Below are 21,556 nucleotides of genomic sequence, written 5' to 3'. Positions count from 1 at the left end.
AACTAAAAAATTTCTCTGATGTACAATTGCCTTCAAGATATAGAAATTTATGGAGGAATTAATGAGCAAAGGAAATGGTCAAGGAACTAGAAATCAAGATTGGTGGCCGAACCAACTTAATCTAAATATTTTAAGACAACACTCTGAAAAGACTAATCCACTCGGAAAAGACTTTAATTACGCGGAAGAATTTAAGAAAGTTGATTTAGACGCTCTTAAAAAAGATATTATTACTTTAATGAAAACTTCTCAGGACTGGTGGCCTGCTGATTACGGACACTATGGTCCATTATTTATTCGTATGGCATGGCATAGTGCTGGTACGTATAGAACATCTGATGGGCGTGGAGGCGCAGGTAGTGGGAGTCAAAGATTTGCACCTCTAAATAGCTGGCCTGATAATGGAAACCTAGACAAGGCCAGACGTCTTCTCTGGCCGATCAAACAAAAATACGGACAGAAAATTTCTTGGGCAGATTTAATGGTCTTAGCTGGAAATTGTGCTTTAGAGTCAATGGGATTTAAAACATATGGATTTGCCGGAGGACGTGAAGATGTTTGGCAATCTGAAGAAGATATTTACTGGGGAGATGAAGCTGAGTGGCTTGGAGATAAGCGCTATAGTGGTGATCGAGATTTAGAAAAACCTCTAGCAGCTGTTCAAATGGGCCTTATCTACGTAAATCCAGAAGGACCAAACGGAGAACCTGTACCAGTAGATTCTGCAAGAGACATCAGAGAAACTTTTGCTAGAATGGCGATGAATGATGAAGAGACTGTAGCACTAGTTGCTGGAGGTCATACTTTTGGTAAGACTCACGGAGCGGCCAGTGACAAGAACTTAGGGAAAGAACCGGAGGGAGCACCATTAGAAGAGATGGGGCTTGGTTGGAAAAATAAGTATAAGTCAGGAAAGGGTGGAGACACAATTACAAGTGGACTTGAAGGCGCGTGGAAACCAAATCCTACAAAGTGGGATAATGGATATTTAAAAGTTCTTTTAAAGTATGACTGGGAACTTGTTAAGAGTCCTGCAGGAGCACATCAGTGGAGTCCAAAAGATATCGATGACGAGGACATGGTAGTAGATGCACATGATCCTTCCAAAAAACATAGGCCAATGATGACAACAGCTGATTTAGCTCTTAAGTTTGACCCTGCTTATGCAAAGATTGCTAAAAGATACTACGAAAACCCTAAAGAGTTTGCTTCAGAATTTGCTAAAGCATGGTTTAAGCTTACTCACAGGGATATGGGACCTAAGGAGAGATACCTTGGTAAAGAGGTTCCGACTGAAGAGCTGATTTGGCAAGACCCAATCCCTAGCTCAACAGGAACAGTAATCGGTGATAAAGATATTGAGGAACTTAAGTCTAATATCCTTTCTTCTGGACTATCTGTTTCTGAACTCGTTTCAACTGCATGGGCGTCAGCTTCAACATTTAGAGGTTCTGACATGCGTGGTGGAGCAAATGGAGCTCGTATAAGATTGGCCCCTCAGAAGGACTGGGAAGCTAACAATCCAGCTCAATTATCTAAAGTACTTTCTTCTCTTGAAAAGATTCAGAAGAGTTTTAAAAAGGAAGTTTCTCTTGCTGATCTAATTGTTATTGCTGGCTGTGCTGGGATTGAAAAGGCAGCTAAAGATGCAGGACATAGTGTAAAAGTACCTTTTAAAGCAGGTCGAATGGATGCTAGTCAAGAACAGACAGATGTGGAGTCATTTGCATTTCTTGAGCCTCAAGCAGATGGGTTTAGAAATTACTTAAAGACTAGTTTTTCAGTTCCTGCAGAGCATTTATTAATTGATAAGGCACAGCTTTTAGGTTTAACAGCAGCAGAGATGACTGCTCTAGTTGGAGGGATGCGCGTTCTTGACGCTAATTTTGATAAATCTAAACATGGTGTTTTAACTAGTACTCCTGGAAAGTTAACAAATTGTTTCTTCAAAAATATTTTAGATATGAGTACAAGTTGGAAGCCTCTAACTGACGATAATGAAACTTTTGAAGGATATGATAGAGAGACTAGTAAGCTAAAGTGGACAGCTACAAGAGTTGATTTAATATTTGGATCAAACTCAGAGCTAAGGGCGATAGCTGAAGTTTATGGTTCTTCAGATTCAGATGAGAGATTTATAAATGACTTTGTTTCTGCTTGGGATAAAGTTATGAATCTTGGACGTTACTAAAAAAATTATTAAACTGAGGGAGCAAATGCTCCCTCAGTCTTTTTCAGTCATTTCAATTAGGCTAACTTATCATATCTATAGCTATTTAATTTGTGGCCATAAATCTCTTTGTTAAACCTCCTACTTTTCCAGTCAACAAGCTGGCGATCAATATCACTTTCAAGTAACTTGTAACAAGACAGTGGAGTCATCTCTGTTTTTTCAGAATAGAAAGACTCAGTAAGTGAATTGATAGAAAGAGTTCCAAGTAGGGAAGAATTCTCTTTGAATTTGAAGTTTAGCTCCATGGATGAATTTGATGGACAACGTTCTAGTAAGAGGTCTAGTCCTTCTTGGATTTTTTTGTACTGATCTTTGGTCATTGAAATACCAAAGTGATTAACATGGGAACCAGGTGAGATCACTATGTCTCTTTCTCTTAACATACTACCTCCTTGATTACGTAGTTAAGAAATTTATTTTTTATAAAACTATTCATTCAATACATATTTTAGCAGTAGTAACTATCATAAAATATAAGTTACTGAAATTTAGAAAACTCACTACTTATATAGTTTAAATTAGTAATGAAATATTTAACGTCAAGGTTAAGTCATTTTTTTTTATTCAAACTCTTGACATTTTTTTAAAAAATATCATTATTTTAATATAGATATTTCCTAGAGATATTCTAGGGATCTGAGAAAAAATAAATAATTATTGGCCTTAAGAATAAGTCGCAGAGAGTCTAGTTTTATATTTGTTTTGAGTACTCTCTGTCTTTTAGATAGGAGTACAAATGATTAATTCTCTTCAATCTGTCTTTAAAATAAATGACCATGTAACGATATTTAATATCGAAATAAGCGGTGATCAAGAAAGTAATTTTGAGCACTTAATAGAACCTATTAGTGAAATTTTATATTCGCACCCAAGGAACTCTCTCTACCTCTATAGTAGTGGAGGGCTTTTCTATGCAGAAGCACTTATATGTATCGGTGAAAAATATGGAGTATCTAACTCTGTAGGACGCTCTATAGAAGATACTATTGAGAAGTTAATTCCAAAGTTAATTGAATCAACAAGTTCTATAAATTTATATCCAAGGAATAAACAATTAGTCATGGGGGATAATTATGAAGTTACTTCAGAGTAAAATCTTTGTTTTTATTTTTTCTTTCGCTTTAGGTGGAGGCGACATCTACTTTTCTAACGGTTATGCTCAAGCTAAGGATATTTTAAATAATAGGAAAGAACCTTTTCATGGAGTGGAGAGTAGTCATGTGCATACTCTTGTTTCAGATCAATTTTCTCGAATGGAGAAAATTCATAAGCAGATGAGAAAGCGGTTCGATGAATCTTACAATAATATTTTTTCAGATGATTTTTTTAGTAAAGATATTTTTAATTTTAATTGGGAAAATAAGCTTTTAAGTAAAGAGATCCAGGTGCAAGAGTTCGAAGATGATGAATATAAATATATTGAATTATATATTGAAGGAATGGCAGAAAATACTATTGATATAAGTATCTCAAATGGAATTGTTTCAATCTCTGGAGAGATGGGTGAAAATAAGTCTGATCATTCATTAAATTACCGCTCAATGTCTAGCTATATATCCAGATTCTCTAGAAGCTTCAATGTTCCAGAGAATGTAAAAGAGGGTGATGCAAAAATTGATACTGACGAGAATAAAGTGATAATAAAATTCCCTAAAATTAGAACTTAAGTGATCGTGGCAAAGGGAGATTTTCTATTTAAATGAAGCTTCCCCCTTTGCCATAGCCTGTATTTTTACTCACTAATTTTAGTATAGCCTTGTCTAGGATTTTTATAGTCTATTCTTACTTGTTTTAAGGTATTTAAGTGGTTAAGATTAATCATTAACAACCATTCTTCCCTTAAGCAATCAGCTTAATAATCCGATAAAAATCTATGCCTAAAACCACTATTTTTAAGACTTTATTACTGCTTACACTCTCTACTTGCCTCTACAGCTGTTCTCAGCCTAAGGCCGTTGTGGAAAGACCCATTTTAACTCCTTTGAGACCAATTTCTACTGTTCGCACAGTTCAAAAAGGGGAAGTAAAAAGAGGACAAGGTCTCTATCAAGCATTGAAAGATGTATCAATTGATAGTGAGCAAGCACTTGTTTTAGTAAATAAGCTCCAAGATGAAATTGAATTCTCAAAACTTAAACCAGGCGATAAGTTAGTTGCAACATTTGATGGAAATAAGAAATTAGTTAACTTTTCATTTTCTCAAAATGAAGTTGAAACTCATGTCGTTACCTTAAATAATCAAACTGGTGACTGGGATTATAAGCTAGACGTTTTAGAAACTTATTGGCAGCCAAGAGTTCTAGAAGGTCAACTTCGCTCTGGTTCAAGTTTAGAGCATGATCTTATTACAGATGGTTTGGATAGAGCAACTGTTAGCGAAATCGTAAATGTCCTTCTATGTAAGGTAAATTTTAGAATGAATGCCCGAGAAGGGGATAAATATAAAGTACTTCTTAGCGAGAGAAAGCACGGAGATAAGACAGTAGGAAGGAAAGTGTTATTTACTTCTTATAGTGGAGTTCGAGCGGGAACTCACGATGCATTCTTCTATGAAGACAAAGAGAAAAGCTCTACTTATACAGCTCACTATACTGAAAATGGTCAGGCCTTAATTAATTCAGGTCTAAGATATCCTCTTTCACGACTACATGTTCGTTCAAGTTACGGCTGGAGAAGACATCCAGTGACAGGAAGAAGGGCCATGCATAGAGGTGTCGACCTTAGAGGAAGAACGGGGGAGAGAGTTCACGCTGTTGCTTCTGGAAAGGTTGTTATTTCAAACTTTAATAAATTTGCAGGAAATAAAATCGGAATTAAACATAAAGATGGATCTACTTCTTACTATTATCACCTCTCTAGACGTAGCGTTAAAGTTGGTGATTGGGTGAGATCTCACCAAGTTATAGGAAGAGTTGGTGCAACAGGTAGAGTTACTGGTTCTCATCTTCACTTTGGTTTTAAAAAGCCAAATGGACGATGGATGAATCCATTAAATAAGAGAATGATTGCAACACCTAAACTTAGTGGCGATCGTCTTACTAGTCTGAAGAATCAAATTAGTATGATCAAGGGAACACTGGCTGATCTACAGGTAAGTAAGAATTCTAAATACCTTGTGGCCAACTTAGATAATATTAGAGGACCAAGTGCTGTGGATGATCTAAGTTCTTTTGAAGAAATTTTTGAATAGAAAGTATTTAATAAAGGAACTGAAGTTTTAATTCAGTTCCTGTTCTTCTTAATTAATATTAATATTATCTTTTTCTACTCCATTCAAACTTTTGAAAGGGTGCATCGATAGGTGTCTTAGCTAAGTGATTTGTATAGTTAGACATAATCTTTTGAGAATATCCAAGAATAATGTCTAGGATATTTTGATTCGTAAATCCTTCCGCTAGGAAAGCTTGAATTTTAGTCTCATCAACATTTCCACGATCTCTAACAATACTTAAAGTAAAGTCTCTAAGTGTTTCTAGCTTCTGATTCGGTAGTGGCGTTTCATCGCGAAGTGCATTTGTGATCGCATCATCAACCCCCATACTCTTTGCAATTCCAGTGTGCGCCGGAACACAGTAGTGACATTCATTTTCAACATTAATCGTTTGCCATACGACTGTTAGCTCGTCCTTATCAAAGCTAGAGTTGGCAAATAAGTTATGAACCACCTGATAGGCCTCAAGAAGAGCAGGTGACTCTGCCATCACAGCGTGGAGCCCTGGAAGCATTCCAAAGGCTGCTTGAGACTTTTCTAAAAGGGGCTTTCCTGCTTCTGGTGCAGATTCAATAGTGTGTAGAGTAAAATTAGTCATAATAATTCCTTTGTAATGTACTGAAATTATGAAGTCAGTACTATTTAATGTACTAGTTAGTACAATATGGTTGTCTTTTAATGTACCCGATAGTACAATTAAGTCAAGCAGTTTTTGTAAGGGACTAATTATGGGAAAGAAAAGACAATTTAATGAAGAAGATGTTCTAGGACAGCTGTCTTCACATTTCTGGAAACACGGCTTTTCTGCAACGAAAGTAGATCAGCTCTCTGAGGTCACAGGGCTAACAAAGACAAGCTTGTACAATGCTTTTGGAAATAAAGAGGCCTTATTTTTAAGTGCAATAAATTTCTATGTAGAGAAATCTCTTGAAGTCATGAGCGGATATCTCGATGTAAATAATAAATTATCAACAAATTTAGAAAAACTCTTAACTGACACTTTTATAACTGCAGATAAAGATAGTTTAAGCTGCGGGTGTTTTTTAACTAACTCAATAGTTGAACTAAATGCGAATGAGCTTGAATTACATAGTGAGGTTGCGCTACTTTGTGACAAGGTTAGAAAAGTGAAATTGAACTTCTTTTCTCATTACGTTGAAAACAATAAAGTTGTAGAAGGTTATTCTGCTGAAGGTTTAACTAATTACTTCATGACATTTTTTCAAGGCTTGAGAGTCCAGTCTCGAAATCATGAGACATCGGAAAACTTAATGAGTCCAATTACTATCTTTCTTAAGTTCATAAAATCAATAGAGAAATAATAGGGGAATACTATGAGTGAACAATACGTACCACCAAAGGTTTGGACATTTGACGAAGCAAATGGCGGTAAATTTTCAAGTATAAATAGACCAACATCAGGAGCAAGAGAAACGAAAGCTCTTCCCGAAGGAAAGCACCCATTTCAGTTATACTCTCTTGGAACTCCAAATGGTGTCAAAGTTACTATAATGTTTGAAGAGCTCTTAGAGTTAGGGATTTCAGAAGCTGAGTATGATGCATTTCTAATAAATATTGGAGAGGGTGATCAGTTCTCTAGTGGATTTGTTGAAATTAATCCTAATTCAAAAATTCCAGCACTATTAGATAAGAATAATGGAAATCCAATCTCAGTGTTTGAGTCAGCATCAATTTTACTCTACCTAGCAGAGAAGTTTGATAAGTTTATTCCTAAAGACTTAGCAACAAAAACAAAAATGATGAATTGGCTCTTTTGGCAAGTCGGTAGTGCTCCGTATCTTGGAGGAGGCTTTGGTCACTTCTATGCTTATGCTCCAGAGAAGTTTAAATACCCATTAGATCGCTTTACAATGGAAACTAAGAGACAGTTAGATGTATTAGATAAACATTTAGAAAAAAATAAATTCATTGCCGGGGATGAGTACACTATTGCAGATATGGCGATTTTTCCTTGGTACGGAATACTGGCTAAAGGGGAGCTCTACGATGCGGCAGAGTTCTTATCTGTTGATGAGTATAAAAATATAATTAGATGGTCAGATGAGTTATTAACTAGAAAAGCAGTCCTTAGAGGACGTCTTGTTAATCGTTCATGGGGTGCTGAAGATCAACAAGTTCCTGAGAGACATAGCAGCGCAGATTTTGATGGAGTTAGACTCGACTTCTAGTCAATATTTGATGGGAATTTCTATTTAATGTAGAATTAGTCTATGGACTACTACAATACAAATGCAAATTCCTTTATTGAAAATACACTGAATTTGGATCTTTCAGATCTCTATGAAAAATTCACTGAGCACTTAAAAGATAATTCAAAGATATTAGATATTGGTTGTGGCCCAGGTAGGGATCTTAAATTCTTTAAGAACTCTGGGCACAATGCTATTGGTGTTGAACCCTGTAGAGAGCTTGCTGAGTTTGCTAGAAACTACTCTAATTGCACAGTCCTTCGTTGCAGTATTCAAGAGTTCGATGATATTGATGTCTATGATGCTGTCTGGGCATGCGCTTCTCTATTACACCTAAATACTAAAGAGCTTAAAGAAACATTTTTAATCATAAAAAATCTTCTTAAGTCTGAAGGGACTTTTTATTGTTCATTTAAGTATGGAGAGTTTGAAGGAGAAAGAAGTGGACGATTCTTTAATGATCAAACGCTGTCATCTCTAGAAGATTTACTACCTTCTGATTTGAAAATTTTAGAAAGTTGGATTACTGATGATGTGAGGGAGAGTAGTGATGAAAAGTGGATTAATATTCTTTTAAAAAATATTAAGTAGAATACCAGTACACAACCTTACTTTTATTTTGGATGAACTAGGCCTCAATTAAGTAGAGTTGTATACTGGTAATTGCGATTGAACTTACTAATTAAATTTTGGTGGTCTCATCATTGAGTTACCGTTCATAGAATAACCTGAACCTCCATACATTGAATTGTTACTCAGGCTTGAGTAACCAGTGTTACCGTACATTGAATTGTTGTTCATCATATAATAACCTGCTCCTCCATATATTGAATTATTACCCATCATTGAGTAACCAGAATTTCCGTACATCGAGTTACTTCCTGTCATAGAGCTTCCTGAAGAGAGTGGGGTAGATCCATATATGAAGTTTCCAAATCCACTACTGGACTGAGTATTTTGTTGCATAGAGTTTTTAGTAGGCATATTACTATAACTATTAGTTGAGTACGTGTTTGTAGGACGACTCATCTGGCTTGATCTAGAAGGCCTTTCTTCTTCTCGAGAAGCTGTACTTTTAGAGTCTGAAGATCTTGGTTTTCTTTCCTCTTTCTCATCCTCTTCCTTAGGATTTCTTCCTTTACGATCTTTACCTTCTATTTCTCTTCTTTCTTCAGCTGTTAATTCTTCTTTGATACTTGAGATTAACTGCTTACGTAGTTCAGGATCCTTGAGAGCTTTTTTTATAGATTCATCAACTGCAGCTTGAAGGTCTGTGATGTTCTTAACTGATTGCTTGTGCTCATTAAAGTTTTGTGGGACGCAAGTAATATTGTCCTCTGTTTCCTTCTGAGACTTTTCTGGTGCTCTAGTGATAATCTTATCTAAAGACGCTAGAAAGTCTTTATCAGAAAGTACTTCTTGGATTTTAGGTTTTAACATCTTTGTAATCATTTCATCTGTTGGCTTCTGACCACCTCCTCTAGGTGGTCTATTATTATCTCCTGATGGAGGTCTACCTTCAGTTTTTCCACCCATTGAGATACTCTCAAGTCTTTCCTTGATCAGTGTCACAATAGTTTCATTCTGAAGATATTTCTCATCCCACTTTTGTCCAAGATTATCGTCTTGAGATTGCTAATGAGGGTTCCATTTTCTCCTTTTGATCGTTATTTGGTTGCTGTTGAGCAAAGCTCAGCGATGGAACCATCAGTAGAACTATTGCGATTATTTTTATCTTTCTTTTCATCTCATCCTCTCTTTGACCTATTGTGGCAGGGAAGTGTGACAAGAGTGTGGAATGAATTTGTAGTAAATAAAGCATATTATTAGTCTCTTAGGAGCCTTTTTGTGAGGTTTGTATAAAAATTGTGGTTATTTTCTACTTTGTACTAAAGCTATAATGGCTAATAGGGTAGAATAAATTAAAGCTGAGTTAATAAAAGACTAATAGAGAGATAATTATGATTACTCATTTAAAAGCATTCGCATCTGGATTCATATCTACACTTGTTTTTCACCAAGGCCTTTTGGGACTATTTTATCTCGCAGGAATTATTCCTAGAGCGCCTTATAATCTAAACCCTGTAGGATTCTTGTCTGTACCAAGTGTTGTTTCACTTTCATTCTTTGGAGGTCTTTGGGGTATTATCATTTGGAAAATGATCTCAAGATCTATAGGTGTACGGCACTGGGTTAAAAGTTTTGTATTGGGGGCCCTTGGACCTACGGCCGTGGCTTTCTTAATTGTCTTCCCTCTAAAAGGAATTGAAGTAAATTTAGCAATGATTCCTTTCGGGCTTTTATTGAACGGCGTTTGGGGAGTTGGTGTTTCTATTTTTATGAAGCTACTAAATAGGCTTAAATAATCGTCGTTTTGACGCATTGTCTTTGAAATGAAAGCTTAAGTAAGACTAATTAAAAATATTAGAAAAAGTTTGATCTTTTGGTTGTTAACACGTTTTTTCTTCGATACCTTTTTTGCATGAAAAAAACACAACTCATCACACTACTCGTTTTACTATCTGGAACAACCTTTGCTACTTGTAATCAAAATGGTTACTACAAAGGGTTGAATACTAACCTTGATGGATACGCTTTCAAGTCTAAGCTATCTAGTCATCTCAGCAAGACTCATAGAAGTATTTCTTATGGTGCTCTTTTAAACGCCTATAAGAAAACTGATCGCGATACTTCTTATGATGCCGACAACTCTTTATTGGATATGTACTCTGAGAACCCTACAGGACGTGACCCATATGTATATGGAGCTTCTGGAAGATCTTGTGGTCAATATAAGAATGAGGGTGATTGCTATAATCGTGAGCACCTTTTTCCTCAAGGACTTTTTAGCAAGAGAAGACCAATGAAGTCTGATATCTTCCACGTTTATCCATCAGATGGAAAAGTGAATGGAATGAGAGGGTCTTATCCTTTTGGTGAAGTTGTAGAGGCCAGATGGACTTCAGAGAACGGATCTAAGTTAGGAAATAGTAAAAGTCCTGGTTATACAAGAACTGTATTTGAGCCTATTGATGAATTCAAAGGTGATATTGCTAGAGCAATGCTTTACTTTGCTGTTCGTTACGAAAGTGACATACCTAGATTTAAAGATACTCCTATGACAGATGGTTCATATGAGCAGACATATTCAACATGGTTTTTAAACGTACTTTTAAAGTGGCATAAGCAGGATCCTGTTAGTGAGCACGAGAGACTTAGAAACGATGCTGCTTGTAACTATCAAAAGAACCGTAATCCTTTCATCGATCATCCTGAGTGGGTAATGGCAATTTGGGAAGTTAACTAGAAAGTTATAAAAGTCTTAAGCTGCTACTCTTTTATGGGTGGCAGTTCAAAACTTGTTAGTCCAAGCGAACCTCTCCTAAAATCAATTAGAACAAGCTTATAGACCCTCTCATAATCGCAACCACCACCAGACTGAATACACCCTCTCTTTTTTCCAATATGCTCGATAGCACTCACAAGATCTAGATCAAGAGTGTCGAACTTATAAAACTCTTTAAAGTCTTGAGATTGAGTTTTTAATAAATGCTCTACAAGAAAGCATGCAGAGTATTCTGGAGTGATTATATGGTCAGGTATTGCGTGAATGGCAGATAGCCACATAGCGTGGTCAAGATGCTCAATTTGAGGTGGCATCACTCCTGGTGTGTCTAGGATTTGAATACCCTTATCAGTTTTTACCCATAGCTTTATTTTTGTTTGTCCTGGAGTGGCCGCAGCTTTAGTGGCATTTCTATTTGATAGTTTATTTATAATTGTTGATTTTCCAGTATTGGGTAGACCAAAGACCATGATGGACATATCTTTCTTTGCTGAGTGGGTCTGTTTAGACTTAAGTCGATTGGCAGCAACAATATCTTTTGAGAGCTTTACGATCTTATTGATAGACTGTTTATCTAGGGCATTAATGAATATAAATGATTCATTCTGTTCTTTGAGCCAGCTCTCCCAAAGTTTCACTGCCTTTGGGTCAGCTAAATTAGTTTTATTAAATACCACTAAGTAAGGCCTATCTCGGGATATATTATAAATTTCTTTATTACCTGAAACAAGAGGTACTCTTGCATCTCTTACTTCAACAATAATATCTACTGAATTTAAATTCTTTTTGATATCTGCAATGGATTTAATCATATGGCCTGGAAGCCAGTTGATACGATCTAGGAATTCTTTGTCATTGTGGTCTGGAGTTATTTTAGTCATAAATATTTTTAACACTAGTTGCGCATAGAGACAAGGTTCGACCAGTACTGATGATGAGGATGATGATTTTGCCGAAGAGGCTAGGGGATAAAATAAAATGCTATAATAAGTTATTTTTACATTGCTCTTATATACTATTGTTAATTACAGTGCAGATGTTTAAAGAAGTCTTTTGAAAGTGAAGTAGGTTACAATTTTTTAGTGAGAGATAAAGAATGAATGCTGAAGTAATTGATGTCGATATAGATAAGCACATTGCAAATATTTTGAAGATGATTAATGATCATACCTTGGATGATGCCAATGTTCATGCGTTCGATATCATGGAAGCGTTGCTCGAAGTTAGAGACTTTGATGAAGAGCTTTACTTTGTCACATTAAATAAAATTCCAAATGAACTTTTGGCAGATGTTATTGCTGAGCTTCCTACACATATTCAAGAAGAAACCTCTGAAAGATGGGGCGTAAATAAGCTTGCCAAAATTGCTGTGGAAATGGATACGGATGATGCCGCCGATTTTCTTCAAAATATTCGAGAATCTGATAATACTAAAGCTGAAGATATTCTTGATAAGATCAATCCAGAAGATCAAAAAATAATCAGGTCTCTAATTTCATACGAAGGAGAAGTCGCTGGTGCATATATGCAGAGTGAGCTCTTTTCTGTTAAGCAAGAGGAGACCATAGAAGAGGCCATCAACCGCCTTAGACTAATGAAAAAGAATGGTGAGATTGATAGCTTATCAACTATCTTCATTGTTAATCACTTAGGCATTTATATTTGTTCAGTAGGTCTAGAAGAGCTAATTCTACTTTCACCTAGTGATAAGTTTGAAGCAGTTCTTCTTAGAAGTGATATTAAGAGAACAGAAGTTTCTGCAGGCCACTTTGATGATATTAAAGAAGTAGTAGAGAAGGTTAGTGATTATAATTTATCTGTGATTCCTGTCGTTGATGAATTTGGTTCTCTTCTTGGTAGAATTACTTCTGATGATGTTTATGACCTAATTGAAAATCAAGCAACAGATGAGATGTTTGGACTCGCTGGTCTAAACTCTGATGTGGAGCAGGCCGATAAATTATTTCAATCTGCTAAAAAACGTGCCGTATGGTTAGGGATAAATCTCTTTACAGCTATCGCTGCTTCAGGTGTTATTGCTTACTTTGATACAACAATTCAGTCTTTTGTTTCTCTCGCCATACTTATGCCAATCGTTGCCTCAATGGGAGGAAATGCAGGAACACAGAGTTTAACCGTTACAGTTAGACAGCTATCCACTGGTGATATTGAACTTGAAAATGCCCTAGGTACAATTAAGAAAGAAGTTATTCTCTCTCTAATGAATGGTTTATGCTTTGCTGTCGTCATTGGCCTAACAGCATATTTTTGGTTCAAGATTCCTTATTTAGGTCTTGTTATAGCTTTATCAACTATTATAAATTTATTCCTTGCTGGATTCTTTGGCGCAATAATTCCTCTTGTCCTAGATAGATTGAAGATTGATCCTGCTATTGCTAGTTCTGTTCTACTTACAACCATTACAGATATTGCAGGATTCCTAAGCTTTCTAGGCCTAGCGAAACTACTTATGTAAAAGAATACTTATGTAATTTACTCTACTTATGAGCACTACTTTAGGTGAGCGGTGCAGTATCTGGTAATGAAAAAAAGAACTGAGACAAAAGTAGAACTTTGGTAGTAAAATATGAATGTCTAAATATTAAATACTAATATTTAGACTATTAATAAACTAAAGGAGCTTTTATGAATATTCAAGTTAACACTGACCATAATATAGAAGGTAGTGCTGAGCTTAACAGTTATATAGAGTCTAACCTAACGGCTTGTTTCGAAAGATTCACAGAGGCGATCACTCGTATTGAAGTTCATATCTCAGATAAAAATGGAAAGAAATCAGTCGGAGCAGATAAGCACTGCTTACTAGAAGCAAGAGTGGCCAATCATCAGCCGGTAGTTGTAAGTCATGATGCTGAGACTGTATATAAGGCCATTGATATGGCATCAGATAAACTGCTTCGCGCCTTAGATAGTATGGCCGGAAAAATGACTAACCATAAAAGTCCAAAAGACTTAATTGTTGAAGAGTCAGTGGAAACTGACGAAGACGATATCTAAATAGATATGCCACTTGTTAGCTACTTATAACTAACAAGTGGTCTAATTTAAAATTCGTAATACTCACTAAAGTTAATTTCATTTAAATAGTTTTTGATAGATTCAAGTGAACCTCTCTGAGTTACAGATATAATAATTCTCTGATTATTCTTATTTTTAAGAGAGTCCAAGTCATATATATCTACACCATAAATATTTTTACCTATCTTTTTCTTATTATTAGTAACCCAATGAAAGTTGATATTATTTGCAATGAGCTCTTTGGCTAGCTTCTTTCCTGTGGGTCCTGCTCCCCAAAGACATATGTCCTCAGTACCAAATACCTTTTTGAAAAATAATACTTTTAAGGGAAAGAACTTTTGATCTTGATATTCTTCTAAGTTTCTTGATGCTCTATTTTGATGATCTCTCCATAGGTGAGTCACTTCTTTAGAACTTATTATCTTTAAACCTTGTTCATAACATCTAAAGGCAAGATGATAATCTTCAGGGTAGATAGCATCATTGAAAGCACCAATTTTATCGAAATCACTTCTATGCATTAACCAATTTGCAGAAACTAAAACACACTCTTTGAAAATTTGATCATAGTGAGAATCTGTATCACATAGGTGATTGAGCCAGGTCTCGTACTTCTTAAATCCATCTTTAAGTTCATTGTCAGAGAAGTACTGAACCTTTCCAGTAGCAACCACTCCACTGCCATTTAATTTTAAAATACTTAATAAGATTTCAAGCTTTTTCTCAGGCATTATGTCATCGGAGTCTTGTCTTGTAATGTACTCGCCTTGAGTTTTAGTGTAGGCGAACTGAAGGGCCGAAACGATACCTTTGCCAGGGTTTTTAAATAACTTTATTCTGGAATCTTTATTTGAATAACTATTGAGAATATTGAAAGACTTATCTGTAGAATGATCATCTATTGCAATAAGCTCAAAGTCTCTTTCTGATTGAGACACTATTGAATCTAATAGCTTCTCTAGGTGTCGTTCTTCATTTTTAACAGGCATAATTATTGATATCATCTAATGACTTTATCATCATAAATTTGACAATGATAGGTGTTGAGTCCCGTAGAGATACGTCTCATTTGATATTAAATAATTTTTCTTCTAATATATCTAAAAAAATTAGTCAACTCGAAGCTAATATTGCTACGACCTTATTCACTAGGACAACGAGATCAGTTCAATTAACAGAACATGGTGTAAAGTTTCTAAAACATTCGAAGAAAATATTAGATGAAGGAAAACTATTAGGAGAAATCTTTAATGAAGATCTTCCAGACAAAGAAGTGCAGGGGGTAATTCGTATATCAACACCTGAAACTTATGCAAATGCAAGACTCGTTAAGCTTCTTGCAGCATTCTCAAAGTAATATCCACTAATTAAGTTTGAATTAGATTTCTCTAATTCCTTCGTCGAATATAATTCAAATGATATTTCAATAAAAATTGAAAAAGAGGGAAACTCAGCCTTTGAATCTATAAAGCTAGAAGAGAATAAATTAGTTTTTTGCGCGAGTCCTAAGCTATCAAAAAAAAATGGTACGTCATTATCATTCAATAAGATAAAAGATTATTCTCCTATATATCTTGCTATGCATGGAGACAACTTAGTTAAAGAGAAAAGAAAAAGCATAAAAGCTCTACTAGGAGAGTCCACTCTGAAAGTTGACTCTGGAGAGACTATCAACCAATTATGTATCAATAGCTTTGGTATTGCTCTAAGACCCTTTTGGTATGTTGAGAGATATATCAAAAAAAGAGAATTAGTCCAGTTATCTATCAAAGAGAATGTTGAGGTTAAGTCTAATGTCTATATGCTCTATCTCGCTCAAGAGTATATTCCACGTAAGCTACAATTATTTCTTGATTTTACAACGTCCTATTATAACTAATTCCAAAATGGAATGAGTGTTATTCATTAATAGTTATTTATTATAGAAAATAATGAAGAGATAATTGCTATAATATTAAATCTACTCAGGATAATTCTATGAATTCAAAAGCTCTGGTAATATTACTACTTACTCTTGTTGGCTGTAGCTCAGCTAAGCACACGTCTTCTTCTAAAGCTAATATTGTATTGGCAAGTGAAGTTGATTGGACTTATCTTAATCCAAAACGTGGAGATAAAGCTCCTTCTGCGGGGACTCTATGGGGAGATAGAAAAGGAACAGGAGCTACAGGTTTTCTTGTTAAGTTGAAAGATGGTTTTGCCTCTCCTCCACATATTCACAATATAACATATAGAGGAGTTGTTCTTAGCGGAAGTGTTCATAATGATGATCCAGCTGCTGAGAGAATGTGGCTTCCAAAAGGGTCTTTTTGGACTCAACCAAAAGCTCAAGTACATATAACTGCAGCTAAAGGTAAAACTAATATTGCCTACTTAGAGATTGAAGAAGGTCCATATCTAGTACTTCCAAAAAAAGAAGCATTTGATAATGGTGAGAGACCTGTAAATGTTGACCCTTCTAATATTGTTTGGGTTGATAAATCTGTATCATCAAAAATTAAGGGAAAAGTTGAACAAGCATTTCTTTGGGGAAAGATGGGGCATAAGGACTTAAGTGGTTCGTTCATTAAGCTTCCTGCTGGTTTTTCTGGTAAAATTAAAAGTAAGGGAAAGAGCTTTAAGGCCGTTTTAACTCAAGGAGAGCTTAAGCATAGAGAATCTTCTAGTTCTCTAGATGTTGGAAGTCACTTTAGCTCAGAAGGAAAGTATTCTCATAAAATTAAGTGTCAGAGTGAAGAAGAATGTATTGTCTATGTTCGTAGTCATGGATGTTATAAAGTTTCTAAATAAATACTATAACCTAAACTTCTACGTTTGAAGTTTAGGTTATTATATATCTTATAAATATTTTTTTAATGCAATTTAATGTCCTCTTGTTTATCATTGAAAAGTAATGATAAAAAAACTTCTACTACTGCTTTTTATTTCCTCATGCTCTCCTCAAAGTGAAGGGGAGAAGTTCATTGATATTCTAGAAAACCGCTATGCTAATCTTGAAGTAAACAAGAAAGAAAAACTAGTTGTTCTTGATAAAATTAAAAAGTTTGTAGATGACGGGAAATTTAAAGAAGAAAATATTCTTGAAATAAAAAAACTCTTATCTGAAATGAAAGATTACCACCTTGTTATGGACTCAACTCTTTCTTCTACAGATGAGGAAGTTGAAAGAGATGATAGATGTATCACGTCTAAAATTGAATCAGCGAGTACTTATATAATAAAAGTCCACTCTCTTTGGTGTGAAACAGAAGAGTTTTCCTCTATAGATAGATTTAGTAAAGAGTTTAAAGAGCACGCTATAAAAGCAAAAAGTTATAGCAATATTAAAATTGACCTTCGTGGAAACGGAGGAGGTGGCGATCAAGAGACTCGCTATCTTTTAAAGAGACTAATTAAGTCAAAATCATTTCTTTATCAGTATCAATACACAAATGCTACAAGACCTGTCTATAAGAGAGGATTTGGAAAATGGACCAAGAAGAAAACAGATTATATTAGCCCCCTAGAGAGCGCTGAGGATTATCTTGGTCATAAAAACTTAATAGCTCTCGTTGATAAAGACACATTCTCCTCAGCTGAGGTTGTCGCATCAGTTTTAAAGTTCTCTAAGAGTGCAATACTCCTTGGAGAGAGGACTAAGGGCGGAGCGGGAGACCCTATTACGGAGCCATTTTTCGATGGAAGGTATGAGTTAAGCTTCGCTACTTGTGTCGTTTGGCAAGAAGATGGAAGTCTTTATGAGCAACATGGTGTAACTCCTAACTCATCTGTGATTACTAAATAAATTTCAGTTCTGTATTGCTCTATTATTCAATTGTCGCATCTCGCAACTCTCAATTATTACTAAAATTGGCAAAGCTCCTTATTTCAAATATCATCTAACTATATATAAAACCTTAAAGGAGTCTCTATGAGTGATGGAAAGATGCAACAATTAATTGATAAAGTAAGAAAGCAATATCCAACTCTCACAAATAAGAGGGGAGATTCTGAAAGTTATGCTTACCTTGTAAGAAATAAAGAGATCCTTATAAATGTTGGCAGGTCTTCAAATAGTAAATCTGTTGCTCTCACAGGAGAAGTCACTGACTTAAAGCATAGTCGATCAGGTATTGCTATGATGGCCGCTGCCTATAATAGAGGACGTAACAATATTTACTACGTTCACACGACTAAAACTAAGAGTGCTGAAATTGAAAAAGAGCTTAAACAAATAGAAAAGTTTATTAAGACTGCGGCGATAGAGGTTTATGGAATCTCAGACAAGAAAGCTGATCCTATCTACTGTAATGGAATGACAAAAGATAAAGACGTTTCAAATTTATTACAGAGATTCTTATATGAAAATATCTCTCAGGAGAGCACTAGAGAGCTAAATGCTCCTGTATTTTCTTTTATGGATTTACTAGATATTCTTGAAGAAGACTCTTGGAGCAATCTAATTAGTAATCAAAAATCAGCTCAGTTGGCATGTAAGCTCTTTGGTATTAACTAGTTCAAAATAATTCTCTACAAGCTCTTTTATAGGAGCTTGTAGTATTTCTATTCTTTCAACATTTTTCTAATCAGTACTGACGATAATAGTGCTACTCCCACCATAACCATTGCCCAGAATGTTAGAGTTCCAAAATAGCTACCGTAAAGGTTTTGTACTACTGATTGAGTAAGTTCCTGTCCTTTTTCTAAGGCGATAGATGTTGAAAAAACAGCACCAACTATTCCACTTAGTGCCATAGAGACTGAGAATAAACTTACCGAGAAGTTTTCAATTCCTTTTGGAGCTACTTTTAGAATAAAGGCAACAACCATTGAGCCAACAATAACTTCAGCAAAGGCCTGGAAGAAGTGGATTGCTAGAAAGACTTCAGGTCTAATAATGACATCATTTCCAATGGTCTTAACTGCTAAGGTCAAAATTCCAAAAGCAATAGCTGTTAGTACGAATGAGAATGCAACTTTTGTTGATGTTGCTAAATTTATTTTACGCTCTTCAAGGTTAGAGAACACCCAAGAAATTACAGGACCTGCAACCATGCACCAAAGAGGGTTCATCGCCATGGCAGCTTCTGGAGCAATCGGGATAAAGCCAAATAAGTCTCCTCTCATGGTATTAATTGTAACGAGTGTCATTGAGGTCATCATTTGACCATAGTAGATAAAGAAGGCCGTCGTTAGGAAAGTCATAATGAGGATCGTTCCCATCTTCATGGCCTCAGAGCGATATGTCTTGGCCATTAACCCTATGAAGTAAATAATAGCGCCTGCTCCAATGGCATAAACTATATTCTTTCCAGCATCAATATTTGAAAACATGAAGAACACGAGAAGAATCATGGCAATTGAAAGAGATCCAAAGATGGTCCAGTTCTTTTTACTGACTGGAGCTTGATCAATTGGTGAGGCAATTTTAACAAAAGACTTCTGATGGTAAATAATAAGAACAAATGCCAGAGTCGCTATTAGGCAAGAGAGTACAAACCCTCCACTAAATCCTATAACTAGTATGAATAATGGAAATAGATACTGGCTTATAAATGCACCAAGGTTATTAATAGAGTAGTTAATAGGGTATGCATTTTCAAAGTGCTCCTGGCTATCAAATGTACGCTTAAATAAGCTTGGATAACTTGGTGACATAAGACCACGGGCATAACTCGCTAAAGCAATACTGGCTAAACTCAATGGGATATTTACTGTTATTGCTCCAATTATTAATAGGATATAGCCAACTGCAAAAGCGAAGTAAGCTATTGTCAAAGAGCGGTATGTTCCAAGGTATCTGTCAGCAATAAATCCACCAGCAATAGCAAAGAGGGGACCTATTGATGAGAATGACCCAACAACCATCATAGTGTCAGCTTCATTATATTTTAGATCTTCTAGGAAAAAGCGGGTGAGGATTGCCATAACCCCATAAAATGAAAGGCCAAATGACATTTGGCATATCAGCATAGACTTATTTAATTTATTCCACATATATCTTTCTCTCATTTAGATTTCTAAAATATTTAACATATATTTATATCGTTAAACTCATAGCTATGTATCAAATTTTATTGATTAAGGTCATCTTTTCATAGATTTTACCCTAACCATATAACTAATCACTTGGCGCTAGCTTTTTGATATTACTTTGCTATAAGCAGAGTATGAAATTTTCAAATCTAGGTCTATCGATCCAAATTCAATCAGCAATAAGTAAGAAGGGCTATAGCTCTCCAACTCCAATACAATTAGAGGCCATCCCAGCTATATTATCTGGAAGAGATGTTATGGCGGCAGCTCAAACAGGTACCGGTAAAACGGCGGGCTTCACTCTACCAATCTTAGAGAACTTATCTAAAGTACGTAAGAAGTGTTATGCCAATCAGGTTAGAGCATTAATTTTAGTTCCTACAAGAGAACTTGCAGCTCAGGTTCATGAGAGTGTCACTACATATGGAGAACACTTAAACCTTAAGGCAGAAGTTGTTTTTGGTGGCGTTAAGATGAATCCTCAGATGATGAGTCTTAGAGGTGGCGCAGATATTCTAGTAGCAACACCTGGAAGGCTACTAGACTTATATAGACAAAATGCTGTGAAGTTTAGAGATTTGGAAGTTTTAGTTTTAGATGAAGCTGATCGAATGCTTGATTTAGGGTTTATTGACCAGATTAAAGAGGTCATGGAGTTACTTCCAAAGAAGAGGCAGAGTCTTCTTTTTTCTGCAACTTTTTCACCTGAAGTTATTGAACTTGCTAAAGGGCTAATTGATAATCCTGTTGAAATCTCAGTGAATACTTCTAATTCTACAGCTGAGAAAGTAGAGCACTATCTTTATCCAGTTGATCAAGATCAAAAAACAGATGCTCTCTTGCATTTAATTAGAACTGAGAAGTGGGAGCAGGCACTAGTCTTTGCAAGTACAAAGCACGGAGCCGATCAATTAGTTAAAGATCTAAATAGAAATAATATAAAGACAGCAGCAATTCATGGAAATAAAAGTCAGGCCGCAAGAACAAAAGCTCTAGCTGACTTTAAAGATAAGAAATTAAAAATACTCGTTGCAACAGAGATCATCTCTAGAGGGATTGATATTAATCAACTATATCAAGTTGTAAATTATGACCTACCAAGAAGAGCTGAAGGGTATATTCACCGTGTTGGTAGAACGGGGAGAGCAGGTGCTAGCGGTAGCGCTATTTCTCTCGTAAGTGCCCAAGAGCATGAGATGTTACAAATCATTGAAAGACTCCTACAAGAGCTAATCCCTAGAAGAGACTTAGAAGGGTTTACTCCAGAGGTACCTCTTGCAGAGTCTATTTTAAATACAAAGCCTTTCAAAAAGAAAAAGCCTAAGAAAAATAAAGCCATACAAAATTAAATTGACCTAATTCTCTTAAAACTAAGGAGAGTTAGGTTATAATTTATAATCATGAATTATAAATTCTTCTTAAATGAATATTTTCAACTAAGAAGGGAGAGTGTTATGAGCGAAATCTTTATATATATAGACTATGTAGGTACCGTCGTTTTT

General features: G+C 35.5%; 24 protein-coding genes. 17 read left to right on the top strand and 7 right to left on the bottom strand.

Features of this window, described 5'->3' with window-relative positions:
* Positions 1-61: 61 nt before the first annotated feature.
* The gene (gene katG, locus ABX784_RS07140) at positions 62-2,191 is read left to right on the top strand and encodes a catalase/peroxidase HPI (protein ID WP_372654228.1); all 2,130 of its coding nucleotides are present in this window, start codon (positions 62-64) and stop codon (positions 2,189-2,191) included.
* Between the two features lie 56 nt (positions 2,192-2,247).
* On the opposite strand, the gene ABX784_RS07135 is transcribed toward katG, so the two are convergent.
* A complete protein-coding gene (locus ABX784_RS07135; RefSeq protein ID WP_372654226.1) occupies positions 2,248-2,616 on the bottom strand; it encodes a hypothetical protein in 369 nt (122 codons plus the stop codon).
* 353 nt (positions 2,617-2,969) lie between these two features.
* Between ABX784_RS07135 and ABX784_RS07130 the strand changes: the two genes are divergently transcribed.
* The 3 genes from ABX784_RS07130 (at position 2,970) to ABX784_RS07120 (ending at position 5,423) form a co-directional block, all read left to right on the top strand.
* Positions 2,970-3,326, top strand: coding sequence for a hypothetical protein (locus ABX784_RS07130; RefSeq protein ID WP_372654224.1), 357 nt, complete (start codon positions 2,970-2,972; stop codon positions 3,324-3,326).
* Positions 3,307-3,900, top strand: a complete 594-nt coding sequence (locus ABX784_RS07125) for an Hsp20/alpha crystallin family protein (protein WP_372654222.1) — start codon at positions 3,307-3,309, stop codon at positions 3,898-3,900. Before ABX784_RS07130 ends, ABX784_RS07125 begins: the two co-directional genes overlap by 20 nt.
* Before the next feature lie 206 nt (positions 3,901-4,106).
* Entirely contained in the window at positions 4,107-5,423 is a 1,317-nt protein-coding gene (locus ABX784_RS07120) for a peptidoglycan DD-metalloendopeptidase family protein (RefSeq protein ID WP_372654221.1), read from the top strand.
* Positions 5,424-5,487: 64 nt separating this feature from the next.
* On the opposite strand, the gene ABX784_RS07115 is transcribed toward ABX784_RS07120, so the two are convergent.
* Positions 5,488-6,042 (bottom strand): carboxymuconolactone decarboxylase family protein, encoded by a 555-nt coding sequence (locus tag ABX784_RS07115; protein ID WP_372654219.1) that lies wholly within the window; start codon positions 6,040-6,042, stop codon positions 5,488-5,490.
* A gap of 130 nt (positions 6,043-6,172) precedes the next feature.
* Between ABX784_RS07115 and ABX784_RS07110 the strand changes: the two genes are divergently transcribed.
* Genes ABX784_RS07110 through ABX784_RS07100 form a run of 3 tightly spaced genes read left to right on the top strand, consistent with a single transcriptional unit; the run spans position 6,173 to position 8,245 of the window.
* Complete coding sequence (locus tag ABX784_RS07110) at positions 6,173-6,766, top strand: TetR/AcrR family transcriptional regulator (protein ID WP_372654216.1); 594 nt, start codon at positions 6,173-6,175, stop codon at positions 6,764-6,766.
* A 12-nt stretch (positions 6,767-6,778) separates the two neighbouring features.
* Positions 6,779-7,633, top strand: coding sequence for a glutathione-dependent disulfide-bond oxidoreductase (gene yghU, locus ABX784_RS07105; RefSeq protein ID WP_372654214.1), 855 nt, complete (start codon positions 6,779-6,781; stop codon positions 7,631-7,633).
* Between the two features lie 42 nt (positions 7,634-7,675).
* Entirely contained in the window at positions 7,676-8,245 is a 570-nt protein-coding gene (locus ABX784_RS07100; protein WP_372654212.1) for a class I SAM-dependent methyltransferase, read from the top strand.
* An 87-nt stretch (positions 8,246-8,332) separates the two neighbouring features.
* Here ABX784_RS07100 and ABX784_RS07095 read toward each other — a convergent pair whose 3' ends face one another.
* The gene (locus ABX784_RS07095) at positions 8,333-9,226 is read right to left on the bottom strand and encodes a hypothetical protein (RefSeq protein WP_372654210.1); all 894 of its coding nucleotides are present in this window, start codon (positions 9,224-9,226) and stop codon (positions 8,333-8,335) included.
* 46 nt (positions 9,227-9,272) lie between these two features.
* Entirely contained in the window at positions 9,273-9,401 is a 129-nt protein-coding gene (locus ABX784_RS07090; RefSeq protein WP_372654208.1) for a hypothetical protein, read from the bottom strand.
* A 214-nt stretch (positions 9,402-9,615) separates the two neighbouring features.
* On the opposite strand from ABX784_RS07090, the gene ABX784_RS07085 reads away from it, so the two are divergent.
* Together ABX784_RS07085 and ABX784_RS07080 are read left to right on the top strand one after the other, a co-directional pair.
* A complete protein-coding gene (locus ABX784_RS07085) occupies positions 9,616-10,020 on the top strand; it encodes a hypothetical protein (RefSeq protein WP_372654206.1) in 405 nt (134 codons plus the stop codon).
* Positions 10,021-10,136: 116 nt separating this feature from the next.
* Entirely contained in the window at positions 10,137-10,961 is an 825-nt protein-coding gene (locus ABX784_RS07080; RefSeq protein ID WP_372654204.1) for an endonuclease, read from the top strand.
* 23 nt (positions 10,962-10,984) lie between these two features.
* On the opposite strand, the gene ylqF is transcribed toward ABX784_RS07080, so the two are convergent.
* The gene (ylqF, locus tag ABX784_RS07075; protein ID WP_372654203.1) at positions 10,985-11,881 is read right to left on the bottom strand and encodes a ribosome biogenesis GTPase YlqF; all 897 of its coding nucleotides are present in this window, start codon (positions 11,879-11,881) and stop codon (positions 10,985-10,987) included.
* A gap of 215 nt (positions 11,882-12,096) precedes the next feature.
* On the opposite strand from ylqF, the gene mgtE reads away from it, so the two are divergent.
* Positions 12,097-13,476 (top strand): magnesium transporter, encoded by a 1,380-nt coding sequence (mgtE, locus tag ABX784_RS07070; protein WP_372654201.1) that lies wholly within the window; start codon positions 12,097-12,099, stop codon positions 13,474-13,476.
* 170 nt (positions 13,477-13,646) lie between these two features.
* Positions 13,647-14,018: an HPF/RaiA family ribosome-associated protein gene (locus ABX784_RS07065; protein WP_372654199.1), complete on the top strand. Its 372-nt coding sequence runs from the start codon at positions 13,647-13,649 to the stop codon at positions 14,016-14,018.
* 47 nt (positions 14,019-14,065) lie between these two features.
* Here ABX784_RS07065 and ABX784_RS07060 read toward each other — a convergent pair whose 3' ends face one another.
* Positions 14,066-15,043, bottom strand: a complete 978-nt coding sequence (locus ABX784_RS07060) for a glycosyltransferase family 2 protein (protein ID WP_372654198.1) — start codon at positions 15,041-15,043, stop codon at positions 14,066-14,068.
* 65 nt (positions 15,044-15,108) lie between these two features.
* On the opposite strand from ABX784_RS07060, the gene ABX784_RS07055 reads away from it, so the two are divergent.
* The 5 genes from ABX784_RS07055 to ABX784_RS07035 all read left to right on the top strand — a co-directional run bounded on the left by ABX784_RS07055 (position 15,109) and on the right by ABX784_RS07035 (position 18,534).
* Entirely contained in the window at positions 15,109-15,396 is a 288-nt protein-coding gene (locus ABX784_RS07055) for a LysR family transcriptional regulator (RefSeq protein WP_372654196.1), read from the top strand.
* 9 nt (positions 15,397-15,405) lie between these two features.
* Positions 15,406-15,918 carry a LysR substrate-binding domain-containing protein gene (locus tag ABX784_RS07050; protein ID WP_372654243.1) on the top strand — a complete coding sequence of 171 codons (513 nt, stop codon included), beginning with the start codon at positions 15,406-15,408 and terminating at the stop codon, positions 15,916-15,918.
* Positions 15,919-16,016: 98 nt separating this feature from the next.
* Complete coding sequence (locus ABX784_RS07045; protein WP_372654195.1) at positions 16,017-16,829, top strand: DUF4437 domain-containing protein; 813 nt, start codon at positions 16,017-16,019, stop codon at positions 16,827-16,829.
* Between the two features lie 103 nt (positions 16,830-16,932).
* The gene (locus tag ABX784_RS07040) at positions 16,933-17,823 is read left to right on the top strand and encodes a S41 family peptidase (protein WP_372654193.1); all 891 of its coding nucleotides are present in this window, start codon (positions 16,933-16,935) and stop codon (positions 17,821-17,823) included.
* A gap of 126 nt (positions 17,824-17,949) precedes the next feature.
* Positions 17,950-18,534: a hypothetical protein gene (locus ABX784_RS07035; protein WP_372654192.1), complete on the top strand. Its 585-nt coding sequence runs from the start codon at positions 17,950-17,952 to the stop codon at positions 18,532-18,534.
* 47 nt (positions 18,535-18,581) lie between these two features.
* On the opposite strand, the gene ABX784_RS07030 is transcribed toward ABX784_RS07035, so the two are convergent.
* A complete protein-coding gene (locus ABX784_RS07030) occupies positions 18,582-20,015 on the bottom strand; it encodes a peptide MFS transporter (protein WP_372654241.1) in 1,434 nt (477 codons plus the stop codon).
* Positions 20,016-20,188: 173 nt separating this feature from the next.
* Between ABX784_RS07030 and ABX784_RS07025 the strand changes: the two genes are divergently transcribed.
* Positions 20,189-21,403, top strand: a complete 1,215-nt coding sequence (locus ABX784_RS07025) for a DEAD/DEAH box helicase (protein WP_372654191.1) — start codon at positions 20,189-20,191, stop codon at positions 21,401-21,403.
* Positions 21,404-21,556: the final 153 nt, after the last annotated feature.

This window comes from Halobacteriovorax sp. (assembly GCF_041587335.1).
GTDB lineage: Bacteria > Bdellovibrionota > Bacteriovoracia > Bacteriovoracales > Bacteriovoracaceae > Halobacteriovorax.
The sequence above is the reverse complement of the archived record's forward strand: the minus strand, read 5'-3'. Positions and strand labels throughout refer to the sequence as shown.